We start from the raw sequence: 26,418 nt of genomic DNA, 5'->3' as shown, positions 1-26,418 counted from the left end.
GCGTCAGTCCGTGGTCACTCGGTTGATTTCCTCGAGGCTCGTCACCCCGGCCCGGGCCTTCAGCAGGCCTGCAAGGCGCAGGTCGTTTACACCCTCGCGCTCGGCCTGCTCCGCCATCTGCATGCTGTTGCCACCCTCGAGGATCAGCCGCTGCATGTTTTCCGAGATCGGCAGCACCTGATAGATGCCCACCCGCCCCTTATAGCCATCGGTGCACTGGTCGCAGCCGACCGGCCGGTAGAGCGTGATGCCCTCGGAGATGTCGCCAGGGCTGAAGCCCTCCTTGAGCAACACATCTTCGGGGAGCTGTTCGGGTTCCTTGCAGGCCGGGCACAGCCGCCGGGCCAGGCGTTGGGCGATGATCAACAGGATCGACGACGCGAGGTTGTAGGCCGGCACCCCCATGTTCGCGAGCCGCGTCAGCGTCTGCGGCGCGTCGTTGGTGTGCAGCGTCGACAATACGAGGTGACCCGTCTGGGCCGCCTTGATCGCGATTTCCGCGGTCTCGAGATCGCGTATTTCGCCGACCATGATCACGTCCGGATCCTGGCGCAGGAACGCGCGCAGAGCGTTGGCGAAGGTCAGCCCGATCTTCGGGTGAACGTTGACCTGGTTGATCCCCGGCATATTGATTTCGGCCGGATCCTCGGCGGTGGAGATGTTCCGGTCGTTGGTGTTCAGGATGCCGAGACCGGTGTACAGCGACACCGTCTTCCCCGAGCCGGTCGGGCCGGTGACGAGGATCATCCCGTACGGGCGGCTCAACGCGCGCAGGTACTGTTTCTTCTGTTCTTCGTCGAAGCCCAGCACATCGATGCTGAGCATGGCGGCGTCGGAGTCGAGGATGCGCATCACGATCTTCTCGCCGTACAGCGTCGGGCAGCTACTGACACGGAAGTCGATTGCCCGGCTGCGCGAGAGTTTCAGCTTGATCCGGCCGTCCTGGGGGATGCGCCGCTCGGCAATGTCCATCCGGGACATCACCTTCACGCGCGCGATAATTCGCGGCGCCAGGCTGATCGGGGGATGTCCGACATCGTAGAGCATGCCGTCGATGCGAAAGCGGACGCGGAAATCCTTTTCGTAGGGCTCCAGGTGGATATCGGAGGCCTTGCGCCGGATCGCGTCGAGCATCAGCTTGTTCACGAAGCGCACGACCGGGGCATCGTCGATGCCCTCGGTGGCGTCGTCGTCGTGGTCTTCCTCGCCGGCCGATACCGCCAGTTCGGCGAATCCGTCGTCGTCGAGATCGTCCATCATCGCCATCGCGGCGCTGATCGAGTCCTCGATCAGCCGGTCGAGCTTGTTGTGCTCGACCAGCACCGTCTCGATGCTCAGCCCGGTGGCAAACTTGAATTCATCGGTGGCGGAGAGGTTGGTGGGATCCGAGATCGCTACCGACAGCCGGTTGCCGCGTTGCAGCAGCGGCAGCGCGTGATGCTTGCGGATCAGGTTCTCGATCAGGTGTTCCTTCGGCAGCAGGTCGCGGTCGAAAGCCGCCAGGTCGAAAACCGGAAGCCCGAACTCCTCTCCGGCGGCCTCCGCCAGCCGACCCTCGGGGATCTTGGTGCGCGTGGCCAGCATCGCGACCAGCGGTGTTTGCTGTTCGCGGGCCTCGTCGACCAGCGCCGCCATCGCGGCTGCTTCGGCCAGACCGGCGTCCACCAGGCGGCGCGCCAGCCCGGGCAGACGTGCGGAGGAGACGGGATTCGGCATGGGCCTCAGTGTGCGTTCCCTTAACACTCGTGTCGACACTGTAGGCAAAATAGGCGCAAAAGAATAGTGGCAACATGGAACATCTCGACGCGTGGCGGTGGCCTGCCAGCGTGCTGCTCCGGTGTGCCCGCCGCTCCCGGAACGTCGGGGCGGGCAAGGGCTTGACTCGGGTGGACTGGTCACGCAGAATACGCCGCTTGATTGAGGAGGGGTTCCCGAGCGGTCAAAGGGGGCAGACTGTAAATCTGCTGGCTCAGCCTTCGGAGGTTCGAATCCTCCCCCCTCCACCAAACGAGTTCTGCCGCGGGCCGGGCGGTAGCGTGGATCAGCATCGGTTCTGCGGGTGTAGTTCAATGGTAGAACCTCAGCCTTCCAAGCTGATGATGTGGGTTCGATTCCCATCACCCGCTCCAGGTCCGTCGGCTACGGGTTTGCCCATGTAGCTCAGTCGGTAGAGCACTTCCTTGGTAAGGAAGAGGTCACCGGTTCAAATCCGGTCATGGGCTCCATTCTGTATCGAGGCATTCGGCACCGGTCGTGGTCAGCGACACGGCAAGCGTCACAACCCCGGGGAATCGAAGCGATGTCCAAGGAAAAATTCGAGCGTAAGAAGCCGCATGTGAATGTGGGAACGATTGGTCACGTGGACCACGGGAAGACGACGCTGACGGCGGCGTTGACGGTGGTGCAGGGGAAGAAGTTTGGTGGCGAGTCGAAGGCCTACGACCAGATTGACAACGCGCCGGAAGAGAAGGCGCGCGGGATCACGATTGCGACGGCGCATGTCGAGTACGAGACCGATGCGCGGCATTATGCGCACGTGGACTGTCCTGGGCACGCGGACTACGTGAAGAACATGATCACGGGTGCGGCGCAGATGGACGGAGCGATCCTGGTGGTATCGGCGGCGGACGGTCCGATGCCGCAGACGCGGGAGCACATTCTGCTGGCGCGTCAGGTGGGTGTGCCGTACATCGTGGTATACCTGAACAAGGCGGACATGGTGGACGACGCCGAGCTTCTGGAGCTGGTGGAGATGGAGGTTCGGGACCTGCTGTCGAGCTATGACTTCCCGGGCGACGACACGCCGATCATCACCGGATCGGCGCTGAAGGCGCTGGAGGGGGACGACAGCGAGATTGGTTCGCAGTCGATCGACAAGCTGGTGGCGGCGCTGGATTCGTACATTCCGGAGCCGGAGCGTGCGGTGGACGGTGCGTTTTTGATGCCGGTGGAAGACGTATTTTCGATTTCCGGCCGCGGCACGGTGGTGACGGGCCGGGTCGAGCGTGGGATTGTGAAGGTGGGCGACGAGGTCGAGATTGTCGGCATTCGCGACACGCAGAAGACCACGGTGACGGGTGTGGAGATGTTCCGCAAGCTGCTGGATCAGGGGCAGGCGGGCGACAACGTCGGGGTGTTGCTGCGCGGGACGAAGCGTGACGACGTGGAGCGCGGTCAGGTGTTGTGCAAGCCGGGATCGATCACGCCGCACACGAAGTTCGAGGCGGAGGTGTACATTCTGGGCAAGGACGAGGGTGGACGCCACACGCCGTTTTTCAATGGCTATCGTCCGCAGTTTTATTTCCGGACGACGGACGTGACGGGCTCCTGCGATCTTCCTGAAGGCGTCGAGATGGTGATGCCGGGTGACAACGTGAAAATGACGGTGTCGCTGATCAGCCCGATTGCGATGGAAGACGGGCTGCGCTTCGCGATTCGCGAGGGTGGCCGCACCGTCGGCGCCGGCGTCGTCTCCAAGATCATCGAGTGATACACTCGTAGGGCCGAGGTCACTGCGGGAGGCGGCCGGCGCCGTCTCCCGCGTTCTTTTCGGAAGCAGTCAAGCAACAGGCCAGTAGCTCAATTGGCAGAGCAGCGGTCTCCAAAACCGCAGGTTGGGGGTTCGAGTCCCTCCTGGCCTGCCATCCTTCGGGTGGCGACGGGCCTCAGGTGATGATCTCATGAGTGAACGGATGGAACAGACGGGAGGCGGGCTTGACACCGTCAAGCTCTCCGCAGCTGTCGCGCTGCTGATTGCCGGCGTGATGGGCTTCTACTATTTCGCCGCCGAGTCGATGCTGGTCCGCGTGCTCGGCCTGCTCGGGGTCGTCGCGGTCGCGGTCTTCATTGCGATGACGACCGCCAAGGGCCGCCAACTCGCGGGTTTCCTCGGAAACGCGCGCACCGAAGTGCGCAAGATGGTCTGGCCGACCCGGGTCGAGACCACCCAGACCACGCTGATCGTGCTCGGCGTGGTGATTCTCGTCGGTATCTTCCTCTGGCTGCTGGACTCGCTGCTCGGCTGGATCATCCGGCAGTTCATCGGCTAGGCAGGGGAGGCGGACATGGCATTGCGCTGGTATGTGGTTCAGGCCTTCTCCGGCTTCGAGGGGCAGGTGAAGCGTTCGCTGCAGGAGCGGATCGAACGCTACGGAATGCAGGATCATTTCGGCCAGATCCTCGTGCCCACCGAAGAGGTGGTCGAGATGAAGGACGGGCAGAAGCGCAAGAGCGAGCGCAAGTTCTTCCCCGGCTACGTGCTGGTGCAGATGGACCTGAACGACGAGGCCTGGCATCTGGTGAAGTCGGTTCCGCGCGTGCTCGGCTTCATCGGCGGCTCCGCCGACAAGCCGGCGCCGATCAGCGAGAAAGAGGCCGACGCGATCCTGCAGCGCATGCAGGAAGGCGCGGAGAAACCGCGGCCCAAGGTACTGTTCGAGGTCGGCGAAATGGTGCGCGTCACCGACGGCCCGTTCAACGACTTCAGCGGTGTGGTCGAAGAGGTCAATTACGACAAGAGCCGCCTGCTGGTCGCGGTGCAGATCTTTGGGCGCTCGACGCCCGTGGAGCTCGAGTTCCACCAAGTCGAGAAAACCTGACGCGGGTGCAGCCCGCGCGTTAACGCGTTTCGGGGAGCCGCGAGGCGTTTGTACCCGATGGAGACACCATGGCCAAGAAGATTGCGGCATACATCAAGCTACAGGTTCCCGCCGGGAAGGCGAATCCGAGCCCGCCGGTGGGTCCGGCGCTCGGTCAGCGCGGCGTGAACATCATGGAATTCTGCAAGGCCTTCAACGCGGCCACGCAGGGAATCGAGCCCGGGTTGCCGATTCCGGTGGTGATCACGGTCTACGCGGATCGCAGCTTCACCTATGTGACCAAGACGCCGCCAGCGGCGATCCTGCTGAAGAAGGCGGCGGGTATCAGCAGTGGCTCGGGCACTCCGAACACCAAGAAGGTCGGCAAGGTGACGCGCGAACAGCTCGAGGAGATCGCGCGCACGAAGGAACCGGACCTGACCGCGTCCGATCTGGAAGCGGCGGTGCGCACCATCGCCGGCAGCGCCCGCAGCATGGGCCTTGACGTGGAGGGTGTCTGAGATGGCGAAACTGTCCAAACGGATGAAGACGATCCGCGAGAAGCTGCATCCCGGCCAGGCGTATCCGGTCGGCGAAGCCTTCGATCTGCTGCGCGAGGTCTCCGGGGTCAAGTTCCGTGAATCGATCGACGTGTCGGTCAACCTCGGTGTCGATCCGCGCAAGTCGGACCAGGTCGTGCGTGGGTCCACCGTGCTGCCCAACGGCACCGGAAAGACGGTCCGCGTCGCGGTGTTCACGCAGGGCGCCAACGCCGATGCCGCGCGGGAAGCGGGCGCGGACATCATCGGCATGGACGACCTGGCCGAGCAGGTGCGGGCTGGTGAGCTGAATTTCGACGTGGTGATCGCGTCGCCCGATGCGATGCGCGTGGTCGGGCAGCTGGGTCAGATTCTGGGTCCGCGCGGTCTGATGCCGAACCCGAAAGTCGGGACGGTGACGCCGGATGTCGCCACCGCGGTGAAGAACGCGAAAAGCGGTCAGGTGCGCTACCGCACCGACAAGGGCGGCATCATTCACTGTTCCATCGGCGCGGTGGACTTCGACAGCCAGGCGCTGACCGAAAACCTGAATGCGCTGCTCGCGGACCTGATGAAGCTGAAGCCCTCGACGGCCAAGGGTGTCTATGTTCGCCGGGTGACCGTGTCGTCGACGATGGGCCCCGGCGTTCAGGTCGATCCGGCGACGCTCAGCCTCTGATTCGAAACGAATCGATTTTGGGTCGGCCGCCACCCCAGGGGTGGCGGACCATCCAAGACCGCAGGCGCGGTACGCCGCTCAATATTCCAGCCTGCGCAGATGGTGTCCGTCCGATTCAGGAATGTCCTGCGGCGGGAAACACCAGATACCCCGGGGCCTGTCCCCGGTTTGCAATGATCACCTGTATTTCGGTGATCCCAACGGAGGAAAGTCAACGTGGCTTTGAATCTCGATGACAAGAAGGTGATTGTCTCGGAACTGGCCGCGGTTGCTGCCTCGGCGCATTCCGCGGTTGCAGCGGAATACCGTGGTCTGACGGTGGGCCAGATGACCGAACTGCGCAAGCAGGCGCGGTCGTCGGGGGTCTACCTGCGGGTCGTGAAGAACAGCCTCGCCCGGCGCGCGGTGGAGGGAACCGACTTCGAATGCATGCAGCAGGGGCTGGTGGGTCCGCTGGTGCTGGCGTTCAGCAAGGAGGAGCCCGGGTCCGCCGCACGGCTGGTGAAGTCCTTCGCGAAGACCCACGACAAGCTGCAAGTCAAGCTGGTGTCCTTTGGCGGGCAGATGCTGGGCGCGGGCGATCTCGATCGTCTCGCCAGTATGCCCACCCGTGACGAAGCCATCAGTCTGCTGATGGCCGTGATGAAGGCCCCGCTCGACAAGTTCGCCCGCACCGTGAACGAGGTGCCGGGCAAGCTGGTGCGCACCGTCGCAGCGATCCGTGATCAAAAGCAGGCAGCCGCCTGAACCATTTCTGAATAGTCGGGCGCTAGCCCATTAGGAGAATTCACATGGCAGTCTCGAAAGAGGAAATCCTGGAAACGATCGGCAACATGACGGTGCTGGAAATCGTCGACCTGATCAGTGCAATGGAAGAAAAGTTCGGCGTCTCCGCCGCTGCTGCGGTGGCGGCTGCGCCGGCCGCTGCTGCGGGCGAGGCCCCTGCAGAAGAAGTCAAGGACGAATTCAACGTCGTGATGACCAGCTTCGGCTCGAACAAGGTCGGCGTGATCAAGGTCGTGCGTGCGCTGACCGGTCTGGGCCTGAAGGAAGCGAAGGACATGGTCGAAGGTGCGCCGACCACCGTGAAGGAAGGCGCGAACAAGGAAGAAGCCGAAAAGATGAAGAAAGAACTGGAAGAGGCCGGTGCCTCGGTCGAGCTGAAGTAAAGGCGTTCCAGTCAGTTGTTTCGTGAGTTAGCACGAAACCCCAAGGCTGGCGGCCGCAAGTCCGCCAGCCTTGTCCCGTGGTGGCGACGCCGCGCCGCCCGATGACCCCTGTTGCTGCCGAGGTATGCCATGGCCCTCAGTTATACCGAAAAGAAACGCATCCGCAAGGATTTTGGCAAGCGCCCCCAAATCCTTGATGTTCCCTACCTGCTCGAGACCCAGCTCGCGTCGTATCGCGACTTCCTGCAGGACAGCCTCCCGGCCGAGAGTCGCGAGGCGAAGGGGCTGCATGCCGCGTTTCAGTCGGTATTCCCGATCGTCAGCTATTCCGGTCACGTGCAGCTGGAATACGTGAGCTACCGCCTCGGGGAGCCGATGTTCGACGTCAAGGAATGCCAGATCCGCGGCGTAACCTATGCCGCGCCGCTGCGTGTGATGCTGCGGCTGGTGATCCACGACAAGGAGGCGCCGGCCGGAAGCACGGTGGTCAAGGAAGTGAAGGAGCAGGAGGTCTACATGGGCGAACTGCCTCTGATGACCGAGAATGGCACCTTCGTGATCAACGGCACCGAGCGGGTCATCGTGTCGCAGTTGCATCGCTCGCCCGGCGTGTTTTTCGACCACGACAAGGGCAAGACCCACAGTTCGCAGAAGCTGCTGTTCAATGCCCGGATCATCCCGTACCGGGGGTCGTGGCTGGATTTCGAGTTCGACGCGAAGGACATGGTGTTCGTGCGTATCGACCGGCGCCGAAAGCTGCCCGCGACGGTGCTGCTGCGCGCGCTGGCGATGGACACCGAGCAGGTGCTGCAGACCTTCTTCGAGTTCAATACCGTTCAGCTGCAGGAAGCAGGGGCAGCGCTGGAACTGATTCCGGAACGCCTGCGTGGCGAGAACGCGGTGGTCGATATCCGCGACGGCGATCGCATGATCGTCGAGGCGGGTCGGCGCATCACGCCGCGGCACATTCGCGAGATCGAGAAGGCCGGGATCCGCACGCTGAACGTGCCCGACGACTATCTGGTCGGGCGTGTGCTGGCGCGGAACATCGTCGACACGGAAACCGGCGAAGTCGTCGCCGATGCCAACGAGGTGATCACCGAGGGTCTGCTGGACAAGCTGCGTGACGAAGGCGTCGGCCAGTTCGAGATCATCTACACCAACGATTACGACCGCGGATCGTTCATCTCCGACACGCTGCGGCTGGATTCCACCCGTACTCAGCTCGAGGCCCAGGTGGAGATCTACCGGGTGATGCGCCCGGGCGAACCGCCGACCAAGGACGCGGCCGAGAACCTGTTCGGCAACCTCTTCTTTTCCGAGGAGCGCTACGACCTGTCCGCGGTCGGCCGGATGAAATTCAATCGTCGGGTGGGCCGCGACACCGACGAGGGCGCGGGCGTGCTTTCGCCCGACGATATCCTCGACGTGCTGAAGGTGCTGATCGACCTGCGCAACGGGATCGGCACCACCGACGACATCGACCATCTCGGCAATCGCCGCATCCGCAGCGTCGGCGAAATGGCCGAGAACCAGTTCCGGCTCGGGCTGGTTCGGGTCGAGCGCGCGGTGAAGGAGCGTCTGACCGTCGCCGAGAGCGAGGGGCTGATGCCGCAGGAGCTGATCAACGCGAAGCCGGTGGCGGCCGCGGTCAAGGAGTTCTTCGGCTCCTCGCAGCTGTCGCAGTTCATGGACCAGAACAACCCCTTGTCCGAGGTGACGCACAAGCGCCGGATCTCGGCGCTGGGCCCCGGCGGCCTGACCCGCGAGCGGGCCGGATTCGAGGTGCGCGACGTGCATCCGACGCATTACGGCCGCGTGTGCCCGATCGAGACGCCGGAAGGTCCGAACATCGGTCTGATCAATTCGCTGGCCGTGTACGCGCGCACGAACCGCTACGGCTTCCTCGAAACCCCGTACCGCAAGGTCGAGGGCGGGCAGGTCACCGACGAAATCGTCTACCTGTCGGCGATCGAGGAAAGCCAGTACGTGATCGCGCAGGCGAACGCCGCGATGGACGATCAGGGCCGTCTGACCGACGATCTGGTGTCGTGCCGGTATCAGAACGAGTTCACGATCTCGACGCCCGACAAGATCCAGTTCATGGACGTGTCGCCGAAGCAGATCGTGTCGGTGGCAGCCGCACTGGTGCCGTTCCTCGAGCACGACGACGCGAACCGCGCGCTGATGGGCTCGAACATGCAGCGCCAGGCCGTGCCCTGCCTGCGCGCCGAGAAGCCGCTGGTCGGGACCGGCATCGAGCGGACCGTCGCAATCGATTCCGGATCCTCGATCGTGGCCCGTCGCGGCGGCACAGTGGATTCGGTCGACGCGGCGCGGATCGTGGTGCGCGTGAACGACGACGAGACCGCCGCCGGCGAACCCGGGGTCGACATCTACAACCTGACCAAGTACGCCCGTTCCAACCAGAACACCTGCATCAACCAGCGCCCGCTGGTGAGCGTGGGCGACGAGCTCGCGCGTGGCGATGTGCTCGCCGACGGGTCCTCGACCGACATGGGCGAGCTGGCGCTGGGCCAGAACATGATGGTCGCGTTCATGCCCTGGAACGGCTACAACTTCGAGGACTCGATCCTGATCTCGGAGCGGGTGGTGCAGGAGGACCGGTTCACGACCATCCACATCGAGGAGCTGAACTGTGTCGCGCGCGACACCAAGCTCGGCCAGGAAGAGATCACCGCGGACATCCCGAACGTGTCCGAGTCGCTGCTCGCGAAGCTCGATGAATCCGGCATCGTCTATGTCGGTGCCGAGGTGCGCCCGGGCGACATCCTGGTCGGCAAGGTCACCCCGAAGGGCGAGACCCAGCTGACGCCGGAAGAGAAGCTGCTGCGCGCGATCTTCGGCGAGAAGGCGTCCGACGTGAAGGATACCTCGCTGCGCGTGCCCTCCGGCATCGAGGGAACGGTGATCGACGTGCGCGTGTTCACCCGCGACGGCGTCGAGAAGGACGCGCGTGCGCGGTCGATCGAGGAATCGGATCTGGCGGGCGTGCGCAAGGATCTGCGCGATCAGCAGCGCATCTACGAGGAAGATATCTACGCCCGCGTGGAACGGTTGCTGCTGAACAAGGTGGCGGCCGGTGGCCCGGACGGGCTCGTCGATGGCACCAAGGTCACCAAGAAATACTTGGCCGGGCTGTCGCGCAACCACTGGTTCGAGATCCGCCTGCGCGACGACGAGGGCAACGCGCAGCTCGAGGAACTCGGGCGCCAGCTCGAAGAGCAGGCGGAGGCGTTCGAAAAGCGCTTCGAGCACCAGAAGGCCAAGCTGGCCGCCGGCGACGACCTGCCTCCGGGCGTGCAGAAGATGGTGAAGGTCTACGTCGCGGTGAAGCGGCGCATGCAGCCGGGCGACAAGATGGCCGGCCGGCACGGCAACAAGGGCGTGATCTCGATGATCGTTCCCGAAGAGGACATGCCGTTCCTCGAAGACGGAACGCCGGTGGACATCGTGCTGAACCCGCTGGGCGTGCCGTCGCGCATGAATGTCGGGCAGGTGCTGGAAGTGCACCTCGGCTGGGCGGCCAAGGGGCTGGGCCAGAAGATCGCCCGGATGCTCGAAGCGCAGGCCGAGCTCGCGCGTTTGCGCGAGTTTCTCGCCGAGATTTACGCCCGCGGCGAGCGCAAGGTGGATCTGGATACGCTTTCCGATACCGAAATCCTGACGCTCTGCCGCAATCTGCGTGGCGGTGTGCCGATGGCGACGCCGGTGTTCGACGGCGCGCACGAGGACGAGATCAAGGCGATGCTGCGCCTGGCCGACCTGCCCGAGACCGGCCAGGCGGTGCTGTACGACGGGCGGACCGGCGATGCCTTCGACCGTCCGGTGACCGTCGGCTACATGCACATGCTGAAGCTCAACCACCTGGTCGACGACAAGATGCACGCGCGTTCCACCGGACCGTACTCGCTGGTCACCCAGCAGCCGCTGGGCGGCAAGGCCCAGTTCGGCGGCCAGCGCTTCGGCGAGATGGAGGTCTGGGCGCTCGAGGCCTACGGCGCCGCTTACACCTTGCAGGAGATGCTGACCGTGAAGGCGGACGATGTGCAGGGTCGCAACAAGATGTACAAGAACATCGTCGACGGCGAACACTACATGGAGGCGAATGTGCCGGAGTCCTTCAACGTGCTGATGAAGGAGATCCGCGCGCTCGGCATCAACATCGAGCTGGAACAGGACTGAGCCGAGCCCATCCGGCCGCCCCGATCGCGGGCACCCGTTGCGGGGTGCCCCAGGAATACACGTTACGAGGCTAGCGAATGAAAGACCTCCTCAATCTGTTCAAGCAACAGACCCAGCCGGAAGAATTCGATGCGATCCGCATCGGCCTCGCCTCGCCGGACCAGATCCGGACCTGGTCTTTCGGCGAGGTGAAAAAGCCCGAGACCATCAATTACCGCACCTTCAAGCCCGAGCGCGACGGCCTGTTCTGCGCGAAGATCTTCGGGCCGGTGAAGGACTACGAGTGTCTCTGTGGCAAGTACAAGCGTCTGAAGCACCGCGGCGTGGTCTGCGAGAAGTGCGGCGTCGAGGTGACGCAGACCAAGGTGCGCCGCGAGCGCATGGGCCACATCGACCTCGCGTCGCCGGTCGCGCACATCTGGTTCCTGAAGAGCCTGCCGTCGCGAATCGGCCTGCTGCTCGACATGACGCTGAAGGACATCGAGAAGGTGTTGTACTTCGAGTCGTTCATCGTCGTCGACCCCGGTTTCACCACGCTCGAGCGCGGCCAGCTGCTCACCGACGAGGAATACCTCGAGGCGATCGAGGAGCACGGCGACGACTTCGTCGCGCTGATGGGTGCCGAGGCGGTGCTCGAGCTGCTGAAGAACATCGATCTGCAGGCCGAGGCGGTGCGTTTGCGCACCGAATTGTCGGAGACCGGGTCCGAAACCAAGATCAAGCGCCTCGGCAAGCGGCTGAAGCTCGTCGAGTCGTTCCTGGATTCCGGCAACAAGCCGGAATGGATGATCATGTCGGTGCTGCCGGTACTGCCGCCGGATCTGCGTCCGCTGGTGCCGCTCGACGGCGGCCGCTTCGCGACCTCGGACCTGAACGACCTGTACCGCCGGGTGATCAACCGCAACAACCGCCTGCGCCGGCTGCTGGAGCTGAACGCGCCCGACATCATCGTGCGCAACGAAAAGCGCATGCTGCAGGAATCGGTCGACGCGCTGCTCGACAACGGCCGCCGCGGCCGCGCGATCACCGGCACCAACAAACGGCCGCTGAAGTCGCTGGCCGACATGATCAAGGGCAAGCAGGGTCGTTTCCGCCAGAACCTGCTCGGCAAGCGCGTCGACTACTCGGGCCGCTCGGTGATCGTGGTCGGTCCGACGCTGCGCCTGCATCAGTGCGGACTGCCCAAGCGCATGGCGCTGGAGCTGTTCAAGCCGTTCATCTTCGGCAAGCTGCAACGACGCGGACTGGCGACCACCATCAAGGCCGCGAAGAAGGCGGTCGAAAAGGAAGGTCCGGAGGTCTGGGATATCCTCGAAGAGGTGATTCGCGAGCATCCGGTGCTGCTGAACCGCGCGCCGACGCTGCATCGTCTCGGCATCCAGGGCTTCGAGCCGGTGCTGATCGAGGGCAAGGCGATCCAGCTGCATCCGCTGGTCTGTGCGGCGTTCAACGCCGACTTCGACGGCGACCAGATGGCGGTGCATGTGCCGCTGTCGCTGGAGGCGCAGCTCGAGGCGCGCACGCTGATGATGTCGTCGAACAACGTGCTGTCGCCGGCGAATGGCGAGCCGATCATCGTGCCGTCGCAGGACATCGTGCTCGGGCTGTATTACCTCTCGCGCGAGCGCGTGAACGCGAAGGGTGAGGGCATGGTGTTCGCGGACGTCGACGAAGTGCACCGCGCCTACGAGAGCGGAGTCGTCGATCTGCATGCGCGGATCCAGGCGCGGATCGCCGAGGCCGACGAGCAGGGCAACCCGCAGCCGCCGATCCGCCGGGAGACGACGGTGGGGCGGGCGATTCTCTCGGGCATTCTGCCGCAGGGGCTGTCGTTCAGCCTGATCGACCGCGAGCTGAGCAAGAAGGCGATTTCCCGGCTGATCAACGCCTGCTACCGGCGTCTGGGCCTGAAGGACACCGTGGTCTTCGCGGACCAGCTGATGTATCTCGGGTTCCGGTTCTCGACCCGCGCCGGCGTGTCGTTCTGCGCCAACGACATGGTGATCCCGGAGGAGAAGGCCGACATCCTGCGCCTTGCCGAGGAGCAGGTGAAGGAGATCGAGGAGCAGTACTCGTCGGGTTTGGTCACCAAGGGCGAGCGCTACAACAAGGTCGTCGACATCTGGTCGCACTGCAACGATCAGGTCGCAAAGGCGATGATGGAGCATCTCGGCAAGGAAGAAGTGACCACGCGCGAGGGTGAACACGTGGCGCAGTCTTCGTTCAACTCGATCTTCATGATGGCCGATTCCGGCGCCCGCGGTTCGGCTGCGCAGATCCGGCAGCTGGCCGGTATGCGCGGACTGATGGCGAAACCGGACGGTTCGATCATCGAGACGCCGATCACCGCGAACTTCCGCGAAGGTCTGAACGTGCTGCAGTACTTCATCTCGACGCACGGTGCCCGCAAGGGTCTGGCCGATACCGCGCTGAAGACCGCGAACTCGGGCTACCTCACGCGGCGGCTGGTCGACGTGTCGCAGGACGTCGTCGTCACCGAGGACGACTGCGGCACCGAGCAGGGATTGCTGATGAAGGCGATCATCGAGGGTGGCGATGTGGTCGAGCCGCTGCGCGACCGCGTGCTCGGCCGTACCACGGCCCGCGACATCCTGAAGCCGGGTGGCAACGACGTGCTGGTCGCGGCCGGCGAACTGCTCGACGAGGCCCGGGTCGAGATGCTCGACGAAAACGGTGTCGACGAGGTCTGGGTCCGTTCCGCGATCACCTGCGAGACGCGGCAGGGTATCTGCGCCAAGTGCTACGGGCGCGACCTGGCCCGCGGGCACCTGGTCAACATCGGCGAATCGGTTGGTGTGATCGCGGCGCAGTCGATCGGCGAACCCGGCACGCAGCTGACGATGCGCACCTTCCACATCGGGGGCGCCGCGAGCCGTGCGGTGACCGTCAGCGCGATCCAGGTGAAGAACGCGGGCCAGATCCGCCTGCACAACATCAAGACCGTGGTCAACAAGCACGGCAACTTGGTCGCGGTCTCGCGTTCGGGCGAACTCGGCGTGATCGATGAGGCCGGGCGCGAGCGCGAGCGCTACAAGGTGCCCTACGGGGCGAGCATCAGCGTGAAGGAAGGCGACGCGGTCGAGGCCGGACAGGAGGTCGCGATCTGGGATCCTCACACCCATCCGATCATCACCGAGGTGGCCGGCCGCGTCCAGCTGGTCGATTTCGTCGACAACGTCACCGTGACCAAGGAGACCGACGAGTTCACCGGGCTGTCGTCGAACGTGGTGATGGACCACAAGAGCCGTAGCGCCGCCGGGCGCGATCTGCGGCCGACCGTGCGGCTGATCGACGAGGAAGGGAACGATCTGTTCATCGCGGGCACCGACATGCCGGCGCAGTACCTGTTGCCGGCCGGTGCGATCTTCAATCTCGACGACAACGCCCGTGTGGAGGTCGGCGACGTGATCGCGCGCCTGCCGCAGGAGTCGTCGAAGACCCGCGACATCACCGGTGGTCTCCCGCGTGTCGCGGATCTGTTCGAGGCGCGCAAACCGAAGGATGCGGCGGTGCTCGCCGAGATCTCGGGCACGATCTCGTTCGGCAAGGAAACCAAGGGCAAGCAGCGCGTGGTGATCACGCCGGAAAGCGGGGATCCGCAGGAGATGCTGATTCCGAAGTACCGGAACGTGAACGTGTTCGAAGGCGAGCGTGTCGAACGCGGCGAAGTGATCGTCGACGGCGAGCTCGACCCGCACGACATCCTGCGTCTGCGCGGCTCGACCACGCTGGCCGAATACCACGTGCAGGAGATCCAGGACGTCTATCGGCTGCAGGGCGTGAAGATCAACGACAAGCACATCGAGGTGATCCTGCGCCAGATGATCCGTAAGGTGGTGATCACCGATCCCGGCGACACTCGGCTGCTCGCGGGCGATCAGATCGACCGGGCTCGCGTGGTCGAGGAGAACGAGAAACTGGAGGCGGATCAGCGCCCGGCGACCTACGAACGCGTGCTGCTGGGCATCACCAAGGCGTCGCTGGTGACCGAGTCGTTCATCTCGGCGGCTTCGTTCCAGGAGACCACCCGGGTGCTCACCGAGGCCTCGACCCGCGGCGCGCGCGACGAGCTTCGCGGCCTGAAGGAAAACGTGATCGTCGGGCGGCTGATCCCCGCGGGCACCGGGCTTGCCTACCACAAGGAGCGCCGGCGCAAGCGCCACCTCGAGCTGCCGAGCTTCGATCTGATGGGCAGCGAGGCGGCAGAGTCGGAAGTCACCACTCTTCCGGACAACGGCGGAGAACCGGGCGCGAGCGCCGAGTAACGCGTTCTTCATCTTGACAGCATTGGGGGCGGTCCTTACAATCTCGCTCCCTCGGCAGGCCGGTCCTGAGAATCGGCCTGTCGTTCTTTTTCGGCTAGGAGAAAGGGTTTCATGGCCACGATTAACCAGTTGGTGCGCAAGCCGCGCAAGCGCAAGGTCGAGAAGAGCGCGGTTCCCGCGCTCCAGGGTTCGCCGCAGAAGCGGGGGGTGTGCACGCGTGTCTACACCACCACCCCGAAGAAGCCGAACTCGGCGCTGCGCAAGGTCGCGCGCGTGCGCCTGACGAACGGTTACGAGGTGAGCAGCTACATCGGTGGCGAGGGCCACAACCTGCAGGAGCACTCGGTGGTGCTGATCCGCGGCGGGCGCGTGAAGGACCTCCCCGGTGTGCGCTATCACACCGTGCGCGGCAGTCTCGACACGCAGGGCGTGCAGAAGCGCACGCAGGCACGATCCAAGTATGGCGCCAAGCGTCCGAAGAAGACCTAACCCCGACGTTTCAGGAAGACATCCATGTCCAGAAGATCAGAGGCTCCGAAGCGCCAGATCCTTCCCGATCCCAAGTTCGGGAGCGAGCGCTTGGCGAAGTTCATCAACACCGTGATGCGCGACGGCAAGAAGTCCGTTGCCGAGGGCGTCGTGTACGGTGCCCTCGACCAGATCGAAGCCAAGCGCGGCGACGGCGTCGGGGTGCTCGACAAGGCGCTGGACAACGTGCGCCCGCGGGTCGAGGTCAAGTCGCGGCGGGTCGGCGGTGCGACCTATCAGGTCCCGGTCGAGGTGCGGGCGGTGCGCCAGGATGCGCTCGCGATGCGCTGGCTGGTCGAGGCTGCGCGCAAGCGCGGCGAGCGCTCGATGCCGCTGAAGCTTGCCGGCGAACTGATGGATGCGGCAGACAGCAAGGGCTCTGCCGTGAAGAAGCGCGAGGATACCCACCGCATGGCGGAAGCGAACAAGGCGTTCGCCCATTTCCGTTGGTAAGCAACCAGAGAGGCTGATCGTGGCACGCAAGACTCCCATCAAGCGCTACCGGAACATCGGGATCAGCGCGCACATCGACGCAGGCAAGACCACCACGACCGAGCGGATCCTGTTCTATACCGGGATTTCGCACAAGATCGGCGAGGTGCACGACGGTGCCGCGACGATGGACTGGATGGAGCAGGAGCAGGAGCGTGGCATCACGATCACGTCGGCCGCGACCACCTGTTTCTGGTCCGGGATGGCGCAGCAGTTTCCGGAACACCGGGTCAATATCATCGATACGCCCGGGCACGTCGACTTCACCATCGAGGTCGAGCGCTCGATGCGCGTGCTGGATGGCGCCTGCATGGTCTACTGCGCGGTCGGCGGCGTGCAGCCCCAGTCCGAGACGGTCTGGCGCCAGGCGACCAAGTACAAGGTTCCCAGAATCGCGTTCGTGAACAAGATGGACCGCGCAGGGGCGAATTTCCTGCGCGTCTATGAGCAGATGCGCGAACGCCTGAACGCCAACCCGGTCCCGATCCAGCTGCCGATCGGCGCCGAGGAGAACTTCAAGGGCGTGATCGATCTGGTCAAGATGAAGGCGATCTACTGGAACGAGGAAGACAAGGGCATCACCTTCGAGTACCGCGACATCCCCGGCGAGCTTCAGGACGATGCGGCGCAGTGGCGCGAGAACCTGGTCGAGGCCGCCGCCGAGGCCAACGAGGAGCTGATGGAGAAGTACCTCGAGGGCGAGGAACTCTCCGAGGAGGAGATCAAGGCCGGTCTGCGCCAGCGCACGATCAACCTGGAGATCTTCCCGATGCTTTGCGGTACCGCATTCAAGAACAAGGGCGTTCAAGCGATGCTCGACGCGGTGATCGAGTATCTGCCGTCTCCGGAAGAGGTGATGGCGATCAAGGGCGTGAAGGCCGGTACCGATGAGCCGGTCGAGCGCCGCTCCGATGACGACGAGCCCTTCGCTGCGCTCGCGTTCAAGATCATGACCGACCCCTTTGTCGGCAGCCTGACCTTCGTGCGCGTGTATTCGGGCGTGCTGAATGCCGGCGACACCGTGCTCAACAGCCAGAGCGGGAACCGCGAGCGGATCGGCCGCATCCTGCAGATGCACGCGAACAATCGCGAGGAAATCAAGGAGCTGAGGGCGGGCGACATCGCCGCGTGCGTGGGCCTGAAGGATATCTACACCGGGACCACGCTGTGCGCGGTCAACGCGCCGGTGGAGCTCGAGCGGATGGAATTCCCAGAGCCGGTGATCTCGATCGCGGTCGAGCCGAAGACCAAGACCGACCAGGAGAAGATGGGCCTGGCGCTGAACAAGCTGGCCCAGGAAGATCCGTCGTTCCGGGTGCGCACCGACGAGGAGTCGGGTCAGACGATCATTTCCGGGATGGGCGAACTGCATCTGGAGATCATCGTCGACCGCCTGCGCCGCGAGTTCAAGGTCGATGCGAACATCGGTCAGCCGCAGGTGGCATACCGCGAGACGGTGCGCAAGCAGGTCGAACAGGAAGGCAAGTTCGTGCGCCAGTCGGGCGGCCGTGGCCAATACGGCCACGTGTGGATCCGCATCGAGCCGCAGGAGCATGGCGCCGGCTACAAGTTCGAGAATGCGATCGTCGGGGGTGTGGTGCCCAAGGACTACATTCCGGCGGTCGACAAGGGCATCCAGGAGCAGATGGGCAACGGCGTGCTTGCAGGCTTCCCGGTTGTGGACGTGAAGGTGACGCTGTTCGACGGGTCCTACCATGACGTCGACTCGTCGGAAATGGCGTTCAAGATCGCGGGTTCGATGGCGTTCAAGGAAGGTGCGCTGAAGGCGGGCGCGGTACTGCTCGAGCCGATGATGAAGGTCGAGGTGGAAACGCCGGAAGACTACATGGGCGACGTGATGGGCGACCTGAATCGGCGCCGCGGCATGATCCAGGGCATGGAGGATGTCGCAGGGCAGAAATTGCTGCGCGCCGAGGTGCCGCTGTCCGAGATGTTCGGGTACTCTACGACGTTGCGGTCGATGTCGCAGGGCCGCGCGACCTACTCGATGGAGTTCCTGAAGTATGCCGAGGCGCCGGCCAACGTGGCCGAGGCCGTCATCAAGAAGGCTTCCTGATCATCGTCAGTCACCAGAAAACAAGTTCAAGAGGTTCGTGCTGTGTCCAAGGAAAAATTCGAGCGTAAGAAGCCGCATGTGAATGTGGGAACGATTGGTCACGTGGACCACGGGAAGACGACGCTGACGGCGGCGTTGACGGTGGTGCAGGGGAAGAAGTTTGGTGGCGAGTCGAAGGCCTACGACCAGATCGACAACGCGCCGGAAGAGAAGGCGCGCGGGATCACGATTGCGACGGCGCATGTCGAGTACGAGACCGATGCGCGGCATTATGCGCACGTGGACTGTCCTGGGCACGCGGACTACGTGAAGAACATGATCACGGGTGCGGCGCAGATGGACGGAGCGATCCTGGTGGTATCGGCGGCGGACGGTCCGATGCCGCAGACGCGGGAGCACATCCTGCTGGCGCGTCAGGTGGGTGTGCCGTACATCGTGGTGTACCTGAACAAGGCGGACATGGTGGACGACGCCGAGCTTCTGGAGCTGGTGGAGATGGAGGTTCGGGACCTGTTGTCGAGCTATGACTTCCCGGGCGACGACACGCCGATCATCACGGGATCGGCGCTGAAGGCGCTGGAAGGGGACGACAGCGAGATTGGTTCGCAGTCGATCGACAAGCTGGTAGCGGCGCTGGATTCGTACATTCCGGAGCCGGAGCGTGCGATTGACGGTGCGTTTTTGATGCCGGTGGAAGACGTATTTTCGATTTCCGGCCGCGGCACGGTGGTGACGGGCCGGGTCGAGCGTGGGATTGTGAAGGTGGGCGACGAGGTCGAGATTGTCGGCATTCGCGACACGCAGAAGACCACGGTGACGGGTGTGGAGATGTTCCGCAAGCTGCTGGATCAGGGGCAGGCGGGCGACAACGTCGGGGTGCTGCTGCGCGGGACGAAGCGTGACGACGTGGAGCGGGGTCAGGTGTTGTGCAAGCCGGGTTCGATCACGCCGCACACGAAGTTCGAGGCGGAGGTGTACATTCTGGGCAAGGACGAGGGTGGTCGCCACACGCCGTTTTTCAATGGCTATCGTCCGCAGTTTTATTTCCGGACGACGGACGTGACGGGCTCCTGCGATCTTCCGGAGGGCGTCGAGATGGTGATGCCGGGTGACAACGTGAAGATGACGGTGTCGCTGATCAGCCCGATTGCGATGGAAGACGGACTGCGCTTCGCGATTCGCGAGGGTGGCCGTACCGTCGGCGCCGGCGTCGTCTCCAAGATCATCGAGTGAGCAACATGGCAAACCAGCGTATTCGAATTCGTCTCAAGGCCTTCGATCATCGACTGATCGATCGCTCCGCCGCGGAGATCGTCGAGACCGCGAAGCGGACCGGCGCCCGAGTGAAAGGGCCGATCCCGCTTCCAACCAAGCGCGAACTCTATACCGTGCTGATCTCGCCGCACGTGAACAAGGATGCGCGCGACCAGTACGAGCTCCGGACGCACAAGCGGCTGATGGACATCCTGGATCCGACCGACAAGACGGTCGATGCGCTGATGAAGCTGGATCTGGCTGCGGGCGTAAATGTGCAAATCAGGCTTAACTAACGGCCGATTTTCTGTCATAATGCGTGGCTTTCCGTGGCCCGGCGGGATTCGTGTCGCCGGGCCACGGCTTTAGGGCGCCCTTGCGGCGCGTTCGAATCAGGAAGGGGTTTACCAATGTCTCTTGGACTCATCGGTCGCAAGCTCGGGATGACGCGCGTCTTCACCGAGGATGGCGCCTCCCTGCCGGTGACCGTGGTGCAGGTGGGCCACAACCGCGTGGTGCAGGTCAAGCGTTCGGACCAGGACGGCTACGACGCGGTGCAGGTCACCGCCGGGGCGCGCAAGCCGTCGCGGGTCAGCAAACCCGCGGCCGGCCACTATGCCAAGGCATCGGTGCAGCCGGGCCGTGGCCTCTGGGAGTTTCGCGTGGACGGCGAGCGGGTCGACGGGATGTCGCCTGGCGACGAACTCGGGGTCGAGGTGTTCAGCGAAGGCCAGCTGGTCGACGTGACCGCGCGCAGCAAGGGCAAGGGCTTTCAAGGGGTGGTGAAGCGCCACAACTTCCGGATGCAGGACGCGACCCACGGGAACTCGCGGTCGCACCGGGCCCCGGGCTCGATCGGGCAGAACCAGACGCCGGGCCGTGTGTTCAAGAACAAGAAGATGGCGGGCCATATGGGCGACGCCAGAACCACCGTGCAGAATCTCAAGATCGTGCGCGTGGATAGCGACCGCGGGCTGCTGCTGATCCACGGTGCCGTGCCGGGTGCGCCCAGTGCCGACGTCATGGTCCGCCCCGCCGTCAAGGCCAAGGGATAGAACGATGCAAGTGATAACCGCAGATACCGCCACCGCAGTCGAGCTGTCGGCCGCCTGCTTCGAGCGGGAATTCAACGAGTCGCTGGTGCACCAGAGTGTGGTCGCGCAGCTCGCCGGTGCACGTGCCGGCACGCGTGCGCAGAAAGGCCGTACCGAGGTCAGTGGCGGTGGCATCAAGCCGTTCCGCCAGAAGGGCACCGGGCGTGCCCGCGCCGGAACCATCCGCAGCCCGCTGTGGCGTGGGGGCGGTAAGGTGTTCGCGGCGAGCACGCGGGATTTCAGCGAGAAGCTGAACCGCAAGATGTATCGCGCTGCGATGGCGTCGATTCTCTCCGAACTGCTGCGCCAGGAGCGATTGAAGCTGGTCGAGAGCTTCCGCGTCGAGTCGGGCAAGACCCGCGACGCGGCAGCGGCGCTGCGCGCGCTCGGTCTGGAATCGGGCCTGGTGGTGCTGGGCGAGGCGCACGACGCGACTTGGCGGGCGCTGCGCAACATCCCGAATATCGATGTCGTGACCGCGGCCGAGCTGAACCCGGTGGTGCTAGTGGGTTCGGAGACCGTGGTGATGACCGCAGACGCGGCGAAGCGCGTTGAGGAGTGGCTGGCATGAACCCGCGTTTGTTGCAGGTGATCCTGGGTCCGGTAGTTTCGGAGAAGTCGACAGCGGCCGGCGAGACCTCCACTCATGTGTTCCGGGTGCGGCCGGATGCCACCAAGCAGGAAATTCAGCAGGCCGTCGAAAAGATCTTCGAGGTCAAGGTGCAGTCGGTGCGTACGCTGAACATGGCCGGGAAGATGAAGCGGTTCGGCGGCCGGCTCGGCCGGCGCAATCACTGGAAAAAGGCCTACGTGTCGCTCGCCGCGGGCGAAAAGATCGAACTGGGCGAAGGGGATCAGGTGTAAGTCATGGCGATCATCAAGACCAATCCCACGTCGGCGGGTCGCCGGCACGCGGTGCAGATCCGGACGCCGGAACTGCATTCCGGCGCGCCGCATGCGCCGCTCCTCGAGAAGAAAGCGCGGACCGGCGGTCGCAACAACCGTGGCCGGATCACGGTGCGGCATGTCGGTGGCGGCCACAAGCAGCACTACCGGCTCGTCGACTTCAAGCGCAACAAGGATAACGTTCCGGCGCAAGTCGAGCGGCTCGAATACGACCCGAACCGAAGCGCGCACCTCGCGCTGCTGAAATACGCCGACGGCGAGCGCCGCTACATCATCGCGCCCAAGGGTGTTCAGCCGGGCGACACGCTGCAAAGCGGCAGCCAGGCGCCGGTGCGGCCCGGGAACGCGATGGAACTGCGCGCGATTCCGGTAGGCACGGTCGTGCACTGCGTGGAAATGAAGCCCGGCAAGGGTGCGCAGATCGCGCGCTCCGCTGGCACCTCGGTGCAGCTGGTCGCGCGCGAAGGCCGCCTCGCGACCCTGCGCCTGCGCTCGGGCGAAATGCGCCGGGTCCCCGCCGAGTGCCGCGCGGTCGTCGGCGAGGTGGGCAACAGCGGTCACAGCCTGCGCAAGTTCGGCAAAGCGGGCGCGAAGCGCTGGATGGGCGTGCGCCCGACCGTGCGCGGCACCGCGATGAACCCGGTCGACCACCCGCACGGCGGCGGCGAGGGTCGGAACTTCGGGAAACATCCGGTGACCCCCTGGGGCGTGCCGACGAAGGGTTACAAGACCCGCAACAACAAGCGTACCGACCGCATGATCGTGCGTCGGCGCAAGAAGTAACGGAGTTCGATCATGCCGCGTTCACTGAAGAAGGGTCCGTTCGTCGATCATCATCTGCTGAAGAAGGTCGATGTTGCCGTGGAAAAGAACGACCGGCGTCCGATCAAGACCTGGTCGCGCCGCTCGATGATCATTCCGCAGATGGTCGGTCTGACCATGGCGGTCCATAACGGCCGGCAGCACGTACCGGTGCTGGTGACCGAGAACATGGTCGGGCACAAGCTCGGCGAGTTCGCCGCGACCCGGACCTTCAAGGGCCATGTGGCCAACAAGAAGTCGCGCTAAGGAACTGTGATGGAAACGCAAGAAACGATCGCGAAGCTGCGGTTCGCCCGTATCTCGCCGCAGAAGGCCCGGCTGGTCGCCGACCAGATTCGGGGCAAGAAGGTCGAGCAGGCGTTGAACGACCTGACCTTCAGCCCGAAAAAGGCCGCGGCCATGCTGAAGAAGGTGCTGGAGTCGGCCATCGCCAACGCGGAAAACAACGACGGTGCCGACGTCGACGAGCTTCGGGTCAGCCGGATCCAGGTCGACCAGGGTCCGACCCTGAAGCGCATGCAAGCGCGGGCCAAGGGCCGTGGCAATCGAATCCTGAAACGTACCAGCCACATTCTGATTGGCGTCAGCGAGAAGAGGGCGAAGTAACCATGGGCCAGAAGGTACATCCAACCGGCATTCGTCTCGGCATCTCGCGCCCTTGGGCGGCCGTGTGGTACGAGGACGGCAACCATTTCGGCAAGACGCTGAACAGCGACCTCGAGCTGCGCGCCTTCCTGCGCAAGCGGCTGGCGCACGCCTCGGTGAGCCGGGTGCACATCGAGCGCCCGTCGCGCGCAGCGCATGTGACGATTCACACCGCGCGGCCGGGGATCGTGATCGGCAAGAAGGGCGAGGACATCGAGGCGCTGCGGCGCGAGGTCGCCGGCCGGCTCGGGCTCGACAACGCGAACGTGAAGATCAACATCGAAGAGATCCGCAAGCCGGAGGTCGACGCGCAGCTGGTCGCCGAAGGGATCGCGCAGCAGCTCGAGCGCCGCATCATGTTCCGCCGCGCGATGAAGCGCGCGGTCGGCAATGCCCAGCGTCTCGGCGCGCAGGGCGTGAAGGTGCACGTGTCGGGCCGCCTGAACGGCGCGGAAATCGCGCGCTCGGAATGGTATCGGGAAGGCCGGGTGCCGCTGCATACGCTGCGCGCGGACATCGACTACGGGTTCGCCGAGGCCAAGACGACCTACGGCGTGATCGGCATCAAGGTCTGGATTTTCAAGGGTGAAGTTTTCGGCCTCGACGGTGCGTCGGAAGCCAGGCCCGCGACTGCGAACTAGGACATCGACATGCTTCAGCCAAAAAGAACCAAGTTCCGCAAACAGTTCAAGGGCAAGAACCGTGGGCTCGCGACGGTAGGGGCGAAGGTCAGCTTCGGCGAGTTCGGGCTGCAGGCGGTGGACCGCGGGCGCATTACCGCCCGGCAGATCGAAGCGGCGCGGCGCGCGATGGTCCGTCACATCAAGCGTGGCGGCAAGATCTGGATCCGGGTGTTCCCGGACGTGCCGGTTTCCAAGAAGCCGCTCGAGGTCCGGATGGGCAAGGGCAAGGGCAACGTGGAGTACTGGGTCTGCAAGATCCAGCCGGGTCGTGTGCTCTATGAAATGGAAGGGGTGAACGAGGAGACCGCGCGCGAGGCGTTCCGCCTGGCCGCTGCGAAGCTCCCGATCAAGACGACGTTCACGCGCAGGCAGGTGATGTGATGAAGTTCGCGGATCTGAAAGGCAAGAGCGACGCCGAACTCGGTGAAGAACTGCAGGGGCTGTATCAGGAGCAGTTCGCGCTGCGCATGCAGAAGGCGGTCGGACAGCTTGCGCGTCCGGACCGGGTCAAAAAGGTTCGGCGCGAGATCGCTCAGATCAAGACGCTGATGAACGAACGCAAGGCGGCAGGATAAGAACATGAGCGACGAAATGTCGAAGACCCAGCGTTCGATCATCGGGCGCGTGGTGAGTGACAAGACGGACAAGACCCGTACCGTGCTGGTGGAACGCCGCGTGCGCCATCCGCTGTACGGCAAGTTCATCCGGCGGAGCACCCGGCTGTACGTGCACGACGAGAGCAACGAGTCGCGCATGGGCGATACCGTTCGGGTGCGCGAGTGCCGGCCGCTGTCCCGTCTCAAGCGCTTTGCGCTGGTCGAAGTGGTCAGCCGCGCCGAGGCGTGAGCCGGCGCCCATCGTTGGAGAGTTAAGTCATGATTCAGATGCAGACCGTCCTGGAGGCCGCCGACAACAGCGGCGCGCGCCGGGTGCAGTGTATCAAGGTGCTGGGTGGGTCCCATCGCCGGTATGCGCGGGTCGGTGACGTGATCAAGGTCAGCGTCAAGGACGCGATCCCGCGCGGAAAGGTGAAAAAAGGCGATGTCTACAACGCGGTGGTTGTGCGTACCGCGGCTGGAGTGCGGCGCCCGGATGGTTCGGTGATCCGTTTCGACCGGAATGCCGCGGTGCTGCTGAACAATCAGCTGCAGCCGATCGGCACCCGCATCTTCGGCCCGGTTACGCGTGAACTGCGCGGCGAGAAGTTCATGAAGATCATCTCGCTGGCTCCGGAAGTGTTGTGAGGCAGGCCATGAAAAAGATTCGCAAGGGCGACGACGTGATCGTGATCGCGGGCAAGGACAAGGGCCGTCGGGGTACGGTCATGCGTTCGCTCGACGGCAACCGCGTGCTGGTCCAGAACATCAATATGGTGAAGAAACATCAGAAGCCGAATCCGAACATGGGTCGGACCGGCGGCATCATCGAGAAAGAGATGCCGATCGATGTTTCCAACGTGATGCTATTCAATCCCGGCACCGCCAAGGGTGATCGGGTTTCCTTCAAGACCCTCGAAGACGGGCGCAAGGTTCGGGTGTTTCGCTCGAACGGCGAAGTCGTCGACGCATAAGGGCGAGAAAGAGAGCCATGGAACGTTTGAGAGCGCAGTACCTGGAGTCGGTTGTCCCGGCCCTGCAGGAACAATTTCAGTACCGGAACGTGATGCAGGTGCCGCGCATCACCAAGGTCACGCTGAACATGGGGTTGGGCGATGCGGTTGCCGACAAGAAGGTGATCGAGAGCGCGCTGGCGGACATGACCGCGATCGCCGGCCAGAAGCCGGTGGTGACCAAGGCGCGCCAGTCGATCGCCGGGTTCAAGATCCGCGACGGCTATCCGATCGGCTGCAAGGTCACGCTGCGCCGCCGGCGGATGTACGAGTTCCTCGACCGGTTGATCAATGTCGCGCTTCCGCGTGTCCGGGACTTCCGGGGCTTCAGTCCGCGCGCGTTCGACGGCCGGGGCAACTACAGCCTCGGCGTGAAGGAACAGATTATCTTCCCGGAAATCGATTACGACCGGGTCGACAAGATCCGCGGGATGGATATCACCATCACGACCAACGCGCAGAGCGACGAGGAAGCGAAGGCGCTGCTCGCGGCGTTCCGTTTCCCGTTCCGGCAGTAACCCGAGGTTTCGAGACATGGCAAAGATTTCGATGATGCAGCGCGAGCAGAAGCGCGCGCAGCTGGTGGCAAAGTATTCGGCTCGGCGGGCCGAGTTGAAGGCCAAGATCCTCGACGATTCGCTGCCGGGGGAAGAGCGGCTGGCTGCGATGCAGGCACTGCAGAAGCTGCCGCGCGATTCGAGCCCGGTGCGCCAGCGCAACCGCTGCGGCGTGACCGGTCGCCCCAAGGGGTACTATCGCCGGTTCGGTCTGGGGCGGAACAAGCTGCGCGAGTTCGCGATGCGTGGCGAGATCCCGGGCCTGCGCAAGGCAAGTTGGTAAGGAGACAGACGA

General features: G+C 64.1%; 29 protein-coding genes and 4 tRNA genes. 32 read left to right on the top strand and 1 reads right to left on the bottom strand.

Annotated elements, in window-relative coordinates:
- Positions 1 to 3: 3 nt before the first annotated feature.
- Entirely contained in the window at positions 4 to 1,716 is a 1,713-nt protein-coding gene (gene pilB / locus THITH_RS13935) for a type IV-A pilus assembly ATPase PilB (protein ID WP_006747207.1), read from the bottom strand.
- 205 nt (positions 1,717 to 1,921) lie between these two features.
- On the opposite strand from pilB, the gene THITH_RS13930 reads away from it, so the two are divergent.
- From THITH_RS13930 to rpsN, 32 genes are all read left to right on the top strand, one after another.
- Positions 1,922 to 2,006, top strand: a tRNA-Tyr gene (locus THITH_RS13930).
- Between the two features lie 49 nt (positions 2,007 to 2,055).
- A tRNA-Gly gene (locus THITH_RS13925) sits at positions 2,056 to 2,129 on the top strand.
- A gap of 20 nt (positions 2,130 to 2,149) precedes the next feature.
- Positions 2,150 to 2,225, top strand: a tRNA-Thr gene (locus THITH_RS13920).
- A gap of 74 nt (positions 2,226 to 2,299) precedes the next feature.
- Positions 2,300 to 3,490, top strand: a complete 1,191-nt coding sequence (gene tuf / locus THITH_RS13915) for an elongation factor Tu (protein WP_006747208.1) — start codon at positions 2,300 to 2,302, stop codon at positions 3,488 to 3,490.
- A 78-nt stretch (positions 3,491 to 3,568) separates the two neighbouring features.
- A tRNA-Trp gene (locus THITH_RS13910) sits at positions 3,569 to 3,644 on the top strand.
- A gap of 36 nt (positions 3,645 to 3,680) precedes the next feature.
- Entirely contained in the window at positions 3,681 to 4,049 is a 369-nt protein-coding gene (secE, locus tag THITH_RS13905; protein WP_006747209.1) for a preprotein translocase subunit SecE, read from the top strand.
- Positions 4,050 to 4,064: 15 nt separating this feature from the next.
- Complete coding sequence (gene nusG / locus THITH_RS13900; protein ID WP_006747210.1) at positions 4,065 to 4,598, top strand: transcription termination/antitermination protein NusG; 534 nt, start codon at positions 4,065 to 4,067, stop codon at positions 4,596 to 4,598.
- Positions 4,599 to 4,666: 68 nt separating this feature from the next.
- Positions 4,667 to 5,098, top strand: a complete 432-nt coding sequence (gene rplK / locus THITH_RS13895) for a 50S ribosomal protein L11 (RefSeq protein ID WP_006747211.1) — start codon at positions 4,667 to 4,669, stop codon at positions 5,096 to 5,098.
- Position 5,099: 1 nt separating this feature from the next.
- Complete coding sequence (gene rplA, locus THITH_RS13890) at positions 5,100 to 5,795, top strand: 50S ribosomal protein L1 (RefSeq protein ID WP_006747212.1); 696 nt, start codon at positions 5,100 to 5,102, stop codon at positions 5,793 to 5,795.
- A gap of 222 nt (positions 5,796 to 6,017) precedes the next feature.
- Positions 6,018 to 6,542 carry a 50S ribosomal protein L10 gene (gene rplJ / locus THITH_RS13885; protein WP_025367579.1) on the top strand — a complete coding sequence of 175 codons (525 nt, stop codon included), beginning with the start codon at positions 6,018 to 6,020 and terminating at the stop codon, positions 6,540 to 6,542.
- Between the two features lie 44 nt (positions 6,543 to 6,586).
- Positions 6,587 to 6,964: a 50S ribosomal protein L7/L12 gene (rplL, locus tag THITH_RS13880; RefSeq protein ID WP_006747214.1), complete on the top strand. Its 378-nt coding sequence runs from the start codon at positions 6,587 to 6,589 to the stop codon at positions 6,962 to 6,964.
- Positions 6,965 to 7,093: 129 nt separating this feature from the next.
- A complete protein-coding gene (gene rpoB / locus THITH_RS13875; RefSeq protein WP_006747215.1) occupies positions 7,094 to 11,170 on the top strand; it encodes a DNA-directed RNA polymerase subunit beta in 4,077 nt (1,358 codons plus the stop codon).
- A gap of 77 nt (positions 11,171 to 11,247) precedes the next feature.
- Positions 11,248 to 15,456 (top strand): DNA-directed RNA polymerase subunit beta', encoded by a 4,209-nt coding sequence (gene rpoC / locus THITH_RS13870; RefSeq protein WP_006747216.1) that lies wholly within the window; start codon positions 11,248 to 11,250, stop codon positions 15,454 to 15,456.
- A gap of 111 nt (positions 15,457 to 15,567) precedes the next feature.
- Positions 15,568 to 15,945, top strand: a complete 378-nt coding sequence (rpsL, locus tag THITH_RS13865; protein ID WP_006747217.1) for a 30S ribosomal protein S12 — start codon at positions 15,568 to 15,570, stop codon at positions 15,943 to 15,945.
- A gap of 24 nt (positions 15,946 to 15,969) precedes the next feature.
- Entirely contained in the window at positions 15,970 to 16,437 is a 468-nt protein-coding gene (gene rpsG, locus THITH_RS13860; RefSeq protein WP_006747218.1) for a 30S ribosomal protein S7, read from the top strand.
- A gap of 19 nt (positions 16,438 to 16,456) precedes the next feature.
- Positions 16,457 to 18,553, top strand: coding sequence for an elongation factor G (fusA, locus tag THITH_RS13855; RefSeq protein ID WP_006747219.1), 2,097 nt, complete (start codon positions 16,457 to 16,459; stop codon positions 18,551 to 18,553).
- Positions 18,554 to 18,595: 42 nt separating this feature from the next.
- Positions 18,596 to 19,786: an elongation factor Tu gene (gene tuf, locus THITH_RS13850; protein WP_006747220.1), complete on the top strand. Its 1,191-nt coding sequence runs from the start codon at positions 18,596 to 18,598 to the stop codon at positions 19,784 to 19,786.
- A gap of 5 nt (positions 19,787 to 19,791) precedes the next feature.
- The gene (rpsJ, locus tag THITH_RS13845; RefSeq protein ID WP_006747221.1) at positions 19,792 to 20,103 is read left to right on the top strand and encodes a 30S ribosomal protein S10; all 312 of its coding nucleotides are present in this window, start codon (positions 19,792 to 19,794) and stop codon (positions 20,101 to 20,103) included.
- Positions 20,104 to 20,217: 114 nt separating this feature from the next.
- Complete coding sequence (gene rplC / locus THITH_RS13840; protein ID WP_006747222.1) at positions 20,218 to 20,862, top strand: 50S ribosomal protein L3; 645 nt, start codon at positions 20,218 to 20,220, stop codon at positions 20,860 to 20,862.
- 4 nt (positions 20,863 to 20,866) lie between these two features.
- Complete coding sequence (rplD, locus tag THITH_RS13835; RefSeq protein ID WP_006747223.1) at positions 20,867 to 21,472, top strand: 50S ribosomal protein L4; 606 nt, start codon at positions 20,867 to 20,869, stop codon at positions 21,470 to 21,472.
- On the top strand, positions 21,469 to 21,765 hold the full coding sequence (gene rplW / locus THITH_RS13830) for a 50S ribosomal protein L23 (protein ID WP_006747224.1): 297 nt from the start codon (positions 21,469 to 21,471) through the stop codon (positions 21,763 to 21,765). Before rplD ends, rplW begins: the two co-directional genes overlap by 4 nt.
- 3 nt (positions 21,766 to 21,768) lie before the next feature.
- Positions 21,769 to 22,590, top strand: a complete 822-nt coding sequence (rplB, locus tag THITH_RS13825; protein ID WP_006747225.1) for a 50S ribosomal protein L2 — start codon at positions 21,769 to 21,771, stop codon at positions 22,588 to 22,590.
- A gap of 12 nt (positions 22,591 to 22,602) precedes the next feature.
- Complete coding sequence (rpsS, locus tag THITH_RS13820; protein WP_006747226.1) at positions 22,603 to 22,875, top strand: 30S ribosomal protein S19; 273 nt, start codon at positions 22,603 to 22,605, stop codon at positions 22,873 to 22,875.
- A gap of 9 nt (positions 22,876 to 22,884) precedes the next feature.
- Complete coding sequence (gene rplV, locus THITH_RS13815) at positions 22,885 to 23,235, top strand: 50S ribosomal protein L22 (RefSeq protein WP_006747227.1); 351 nt, start codon at positions 22,885 to 22,887, stop codon at positions 23,233 to 23,235.
- A 2-nt stretch (positions 23,236 to 23,237) separates the two neighbouring features.
- Positions 23,238 to 23,915, top strand: a complete 678-nt coding sequence (gene rpsC / locus THITH_RS13810) for a 30S ribosomal protein S3 (protein WP_006747228.1) — start codon at positions 23,238 to 23,240, stop codon at positions 23,913 to 23,915.
- Between the two features lie 9 nt (positions 23,916 to 23,924).
- A complete protein-coding gene (gene rplP, locus THITH_RS13805) occupies positions 23,925 to 24,338 on the top strand; it encodes a 50S ribosomal protein L16 (protein WP_006747229.1) in 414 nt (137 codons plus the stop codon).
- On the top strand, positions 24,338 to 24,532 hold the full coding sequence (rpmC, locus tag THITH_RS13800) for a 50S ribosomal protein L29 (RefSeq protein WP_006747230.1): 195 nt from the start codon (positions 24,338 to 24,340) through the stop codon (positions 24,530 to 24,532). Before rplP ends, rpmC begins: the two co-directional genes overlap by 1 nt.
- 4 nt (positions 24,533 to 24,536) lie before the next feature.
- Complete coding sequence (rpsQ, locus tag THITH_RS13795) at positions 24,537 to 24,803, top strand: 30S ribosomal protein S17 (protein ID WP_006747231.1); 267 nt, start codon at positions 24,537 to 24,539, stop codon at positions 24,801 to 24,803.
- A gap of 29 nt (positions 24,804 to 24,832) precedes the next feature.
- On the top strand, positions 24,833 to 25,201 hold the full coding sequence (rplN, locus tag THITH_RS13790; protein ID WP_006747232.1) for a 50S ribosomal protein L14: 369 nt from the start codon (positions 24,833 to 24,835) through the stop codon (positions 25,199 to 25,201).
- 8 nt (positions 25,202 to 25,209) lie between these two features.
- Positions 25,210 to 25,527 (top strand): 50S ribosomal protein L24, encoded by a 318-nt coding sequence (gene rplX / locus THITH_RS13785; protein ID WP_006747233.1) that lies wholly within the window; start codon positions 25,210 to 25,212, stop codon positions 25,525 to 25,527.
- A gap of 17 nt (positions 25,528 to 25,544) precedes the next feature.
- Positions 25,545 to 26,084: a 50S ribosomal protein L5 gene (rplE, locus tag THITH_RS13780; protein WP_006747234.1), complete on the top strand. Its 540-nt coding sequence runs from the start codon at positions 25,545 to 25,547 to the stop codon at positions 26,082 to 26,084.
- A gap of 16 nt (positions 26,085 to 26,100) precedes the next feature.
- Positions 26,101 to 26,406 (top strand): 30S ribosomal protein S14, encoded by a 306-nt coding sequence (rpsN, locus tag THITH_RS13775; protein WP_006747235.1) that lies wholly within the window; start codon positions 26,101 to 26,103, stop codon positions 26,404 to 26,406.
- Positions 26,407 to 26,418 lie beyond the last annotated feature (12 nt).

Origin of the sequence: Thioalkalivibrio paradoxus ARh 1, assembly GCF_000227685.2 — a bacterium.
Taxonomy (GTDB): domain Bacteria; phylum Pseudomonadota; class Gammaproteobacteria; order Ectothiorhodospirales; family Ectothiorhodospiraceae; genus Thioalkalivibrio; species Thioalkalivibrio paradoxus.
The sequence above is the reverse complement of the archived record's forward strand: the minus strand, read 5'-3'. Positions and strand labels throughout refer to the sequence as shown.

Excerpts from the sequence above, each read along its gene's own strand:
- pilB (WP_006747207.1), bottom strand. The coding sequence starts at position 1,716 with ATGCCGAATCCCGTCTCCTCCGCACGTCTGCCCGGGCTGGCGCGCCGC.
- tuf (WP_006747208.1), top strand. The coding sequence starts at position 2,300 with ATGTCCAAGGAAAAATTCGAGCGTAAGAAGCCGCATGTGAATGTGGGA.
- secE (WP_006747209.1), top strand. The coding sequence starts at position 3,681 with ATGAGTGAACGGATGGAACAGACGGGAGGCGGGCTTGACACCGTCAAG.
- nusG (WP_006747210.1), top strand. The coding sequence starts at position 4,065 with ATGGCATTGCGCTGGTATGTGGTTCAGGCCTTCTCCGGCTTCGAGGGG.
- rplK (WP_006747211.1), top strand. The coding sequence starts at position 4,667 with ATGGCCAAGAAGATTGCGGCATACATCAAGCTACAGGTTCCCGCCGGG.
- rplA (WP_006747212.1), top strand. The coding sequence starts at position 5,100 with ATGGCGAAACTGTCCAAACGGATGAAGACGATCCGCGAGAAGCTGCAT.
- rplL (WP_006747214.1), top strand. The coding sequence starts at position 6,587 with ATGGCAGTCTCGAAAGAGGAAATCCTGGAAACGATCGGCAACATGACG.
- rpoB (WP_006747215.1), top strand. The coding sequence starts at position 7,094 with ATGGCCCTCAGTTATACCGAAAAGAAACGCATCCGCAAGGATTTTGGC.
- rpoC (WP_006747216.1), top strand. The coding sequence starts at position 11,248 with ATGAAAGACCTCCTCAATCTGTTCAAGCAACAGACCCAGCCGGAAGAA.
- rpsL (WP_006747217.1), top strand. The coding sequence starts at position 15,568 with ATGGCCACGATTAACCAGTTGGTGCGCAAGCCGCGCAAGCGCAAGGTC.
- rpsG (WP_006747218.1), top strand. The coding sequence starts at position 15,970 with ATGTCCAGAAGATCAGAGGCTCCGAAGCGCCAGATCCTTCCCGATCCC.
- rpsJ (WP_006747221.1), top strand. The coding sequence starts at position 19,792 with ATGGCAAACCAGCGTATTCGAATTCGTCTCAAGGCCTTCGATCATCGA.
- rplC (WP_006747222.1), top strand. The coding sequence starts at position 20,218 with ATGTCTCTTGGACTCATCGGTCGCAAGCTCGGGATGACGCGCGTCTTC.
- rplD (WP_006747223.1), top strand. The coding sequence starts at position 20,867 with ATGCAAGTGATAACCGCAGATACCGCCACCGCAGTCGAGCTGTCGGCC.
- rplW (WP_006747224.1), top strand. The coding sequence starts at position 21,469 with ATGAACCCGCGTTTGTTGCAGGTGATCCTGGGTCCGGTAGTTTCGGAG.
- rplB (WP_006747225.1), top strand. The coding sequence starts at position 21,769 with ATGGCGATCATCAAGACCAATCCCACGTCGGCGGGTCGCCGGCACGCG.
- rpsS (WP_006747226.1), top strand. The coding sequence starts at position 22,603 with ATGCCGCGTTCACTGAAGAAGGGTCCGTTCGTCGATCATCATCTGCTG.
- rplV (WP_006747227.1), top strand. The coding sequence starts at position 22,885 with ATGGAAACGCAAGAAACGATCGCGAAGCTGCGGTTCGCCCGTATCTCG.
- rpsC (WP_006747228.1), top strand. The coding sequence starts at position 23,238 with ATGGGCCAGAAGGTACATCCAACCGGCATTCGTCTCGGCATCTCGCGC.
- rplP (WP_006747229.1), top strand. The coding sequence starts at position 23,925 with ATGCTTCAGCCAAAAAGAACCAAGTTCCGCAAACAGTTCAAGGGCAAG.
- rpmC (WP_006747230.1), top strand. The coding sequence starts at position 24,338 with ATGAAGTTCGCGGATCTGAAAGGCAAGAGCGACGCCGAACTCGGTGAA.
- rpsQ (WP_006747231.1), top strand. The coding sequence starts at position 24,537 with ATGAGCGACGAAATGTCGAAGACCCAGCGTTCGATCATCGGGCGCGTG.
- rplN (WP_006747232.1), top strand. The coding sequence starts at position 24,833 with ATGATTCAGATGCAGACCGTCCTGGAGGCCGCCGACAACAGCGGCGCG.
- rplX (WP_006747233.1), top strand. The coding sequence starts at position 25,210 with ATGAAAAAGATTCGCAAGGGCGACGACGTGATCGTGATCGCGGGCAAG.
- rplE (WP_006747234.1), top strand. The coding sequence starts at position 25,545 with ATGGAACGTTTGAGAGCGCAGTACCTGGAGTCGGTTGTCCCGGCCCTG.
- rpsN (WP_006747235.1), top strand. The coding sequence starts at position 26,101 with ATGGCAAAGATTTCGATGATGCAGCGCGAGCAGAAGCGCGCGCAGCTG.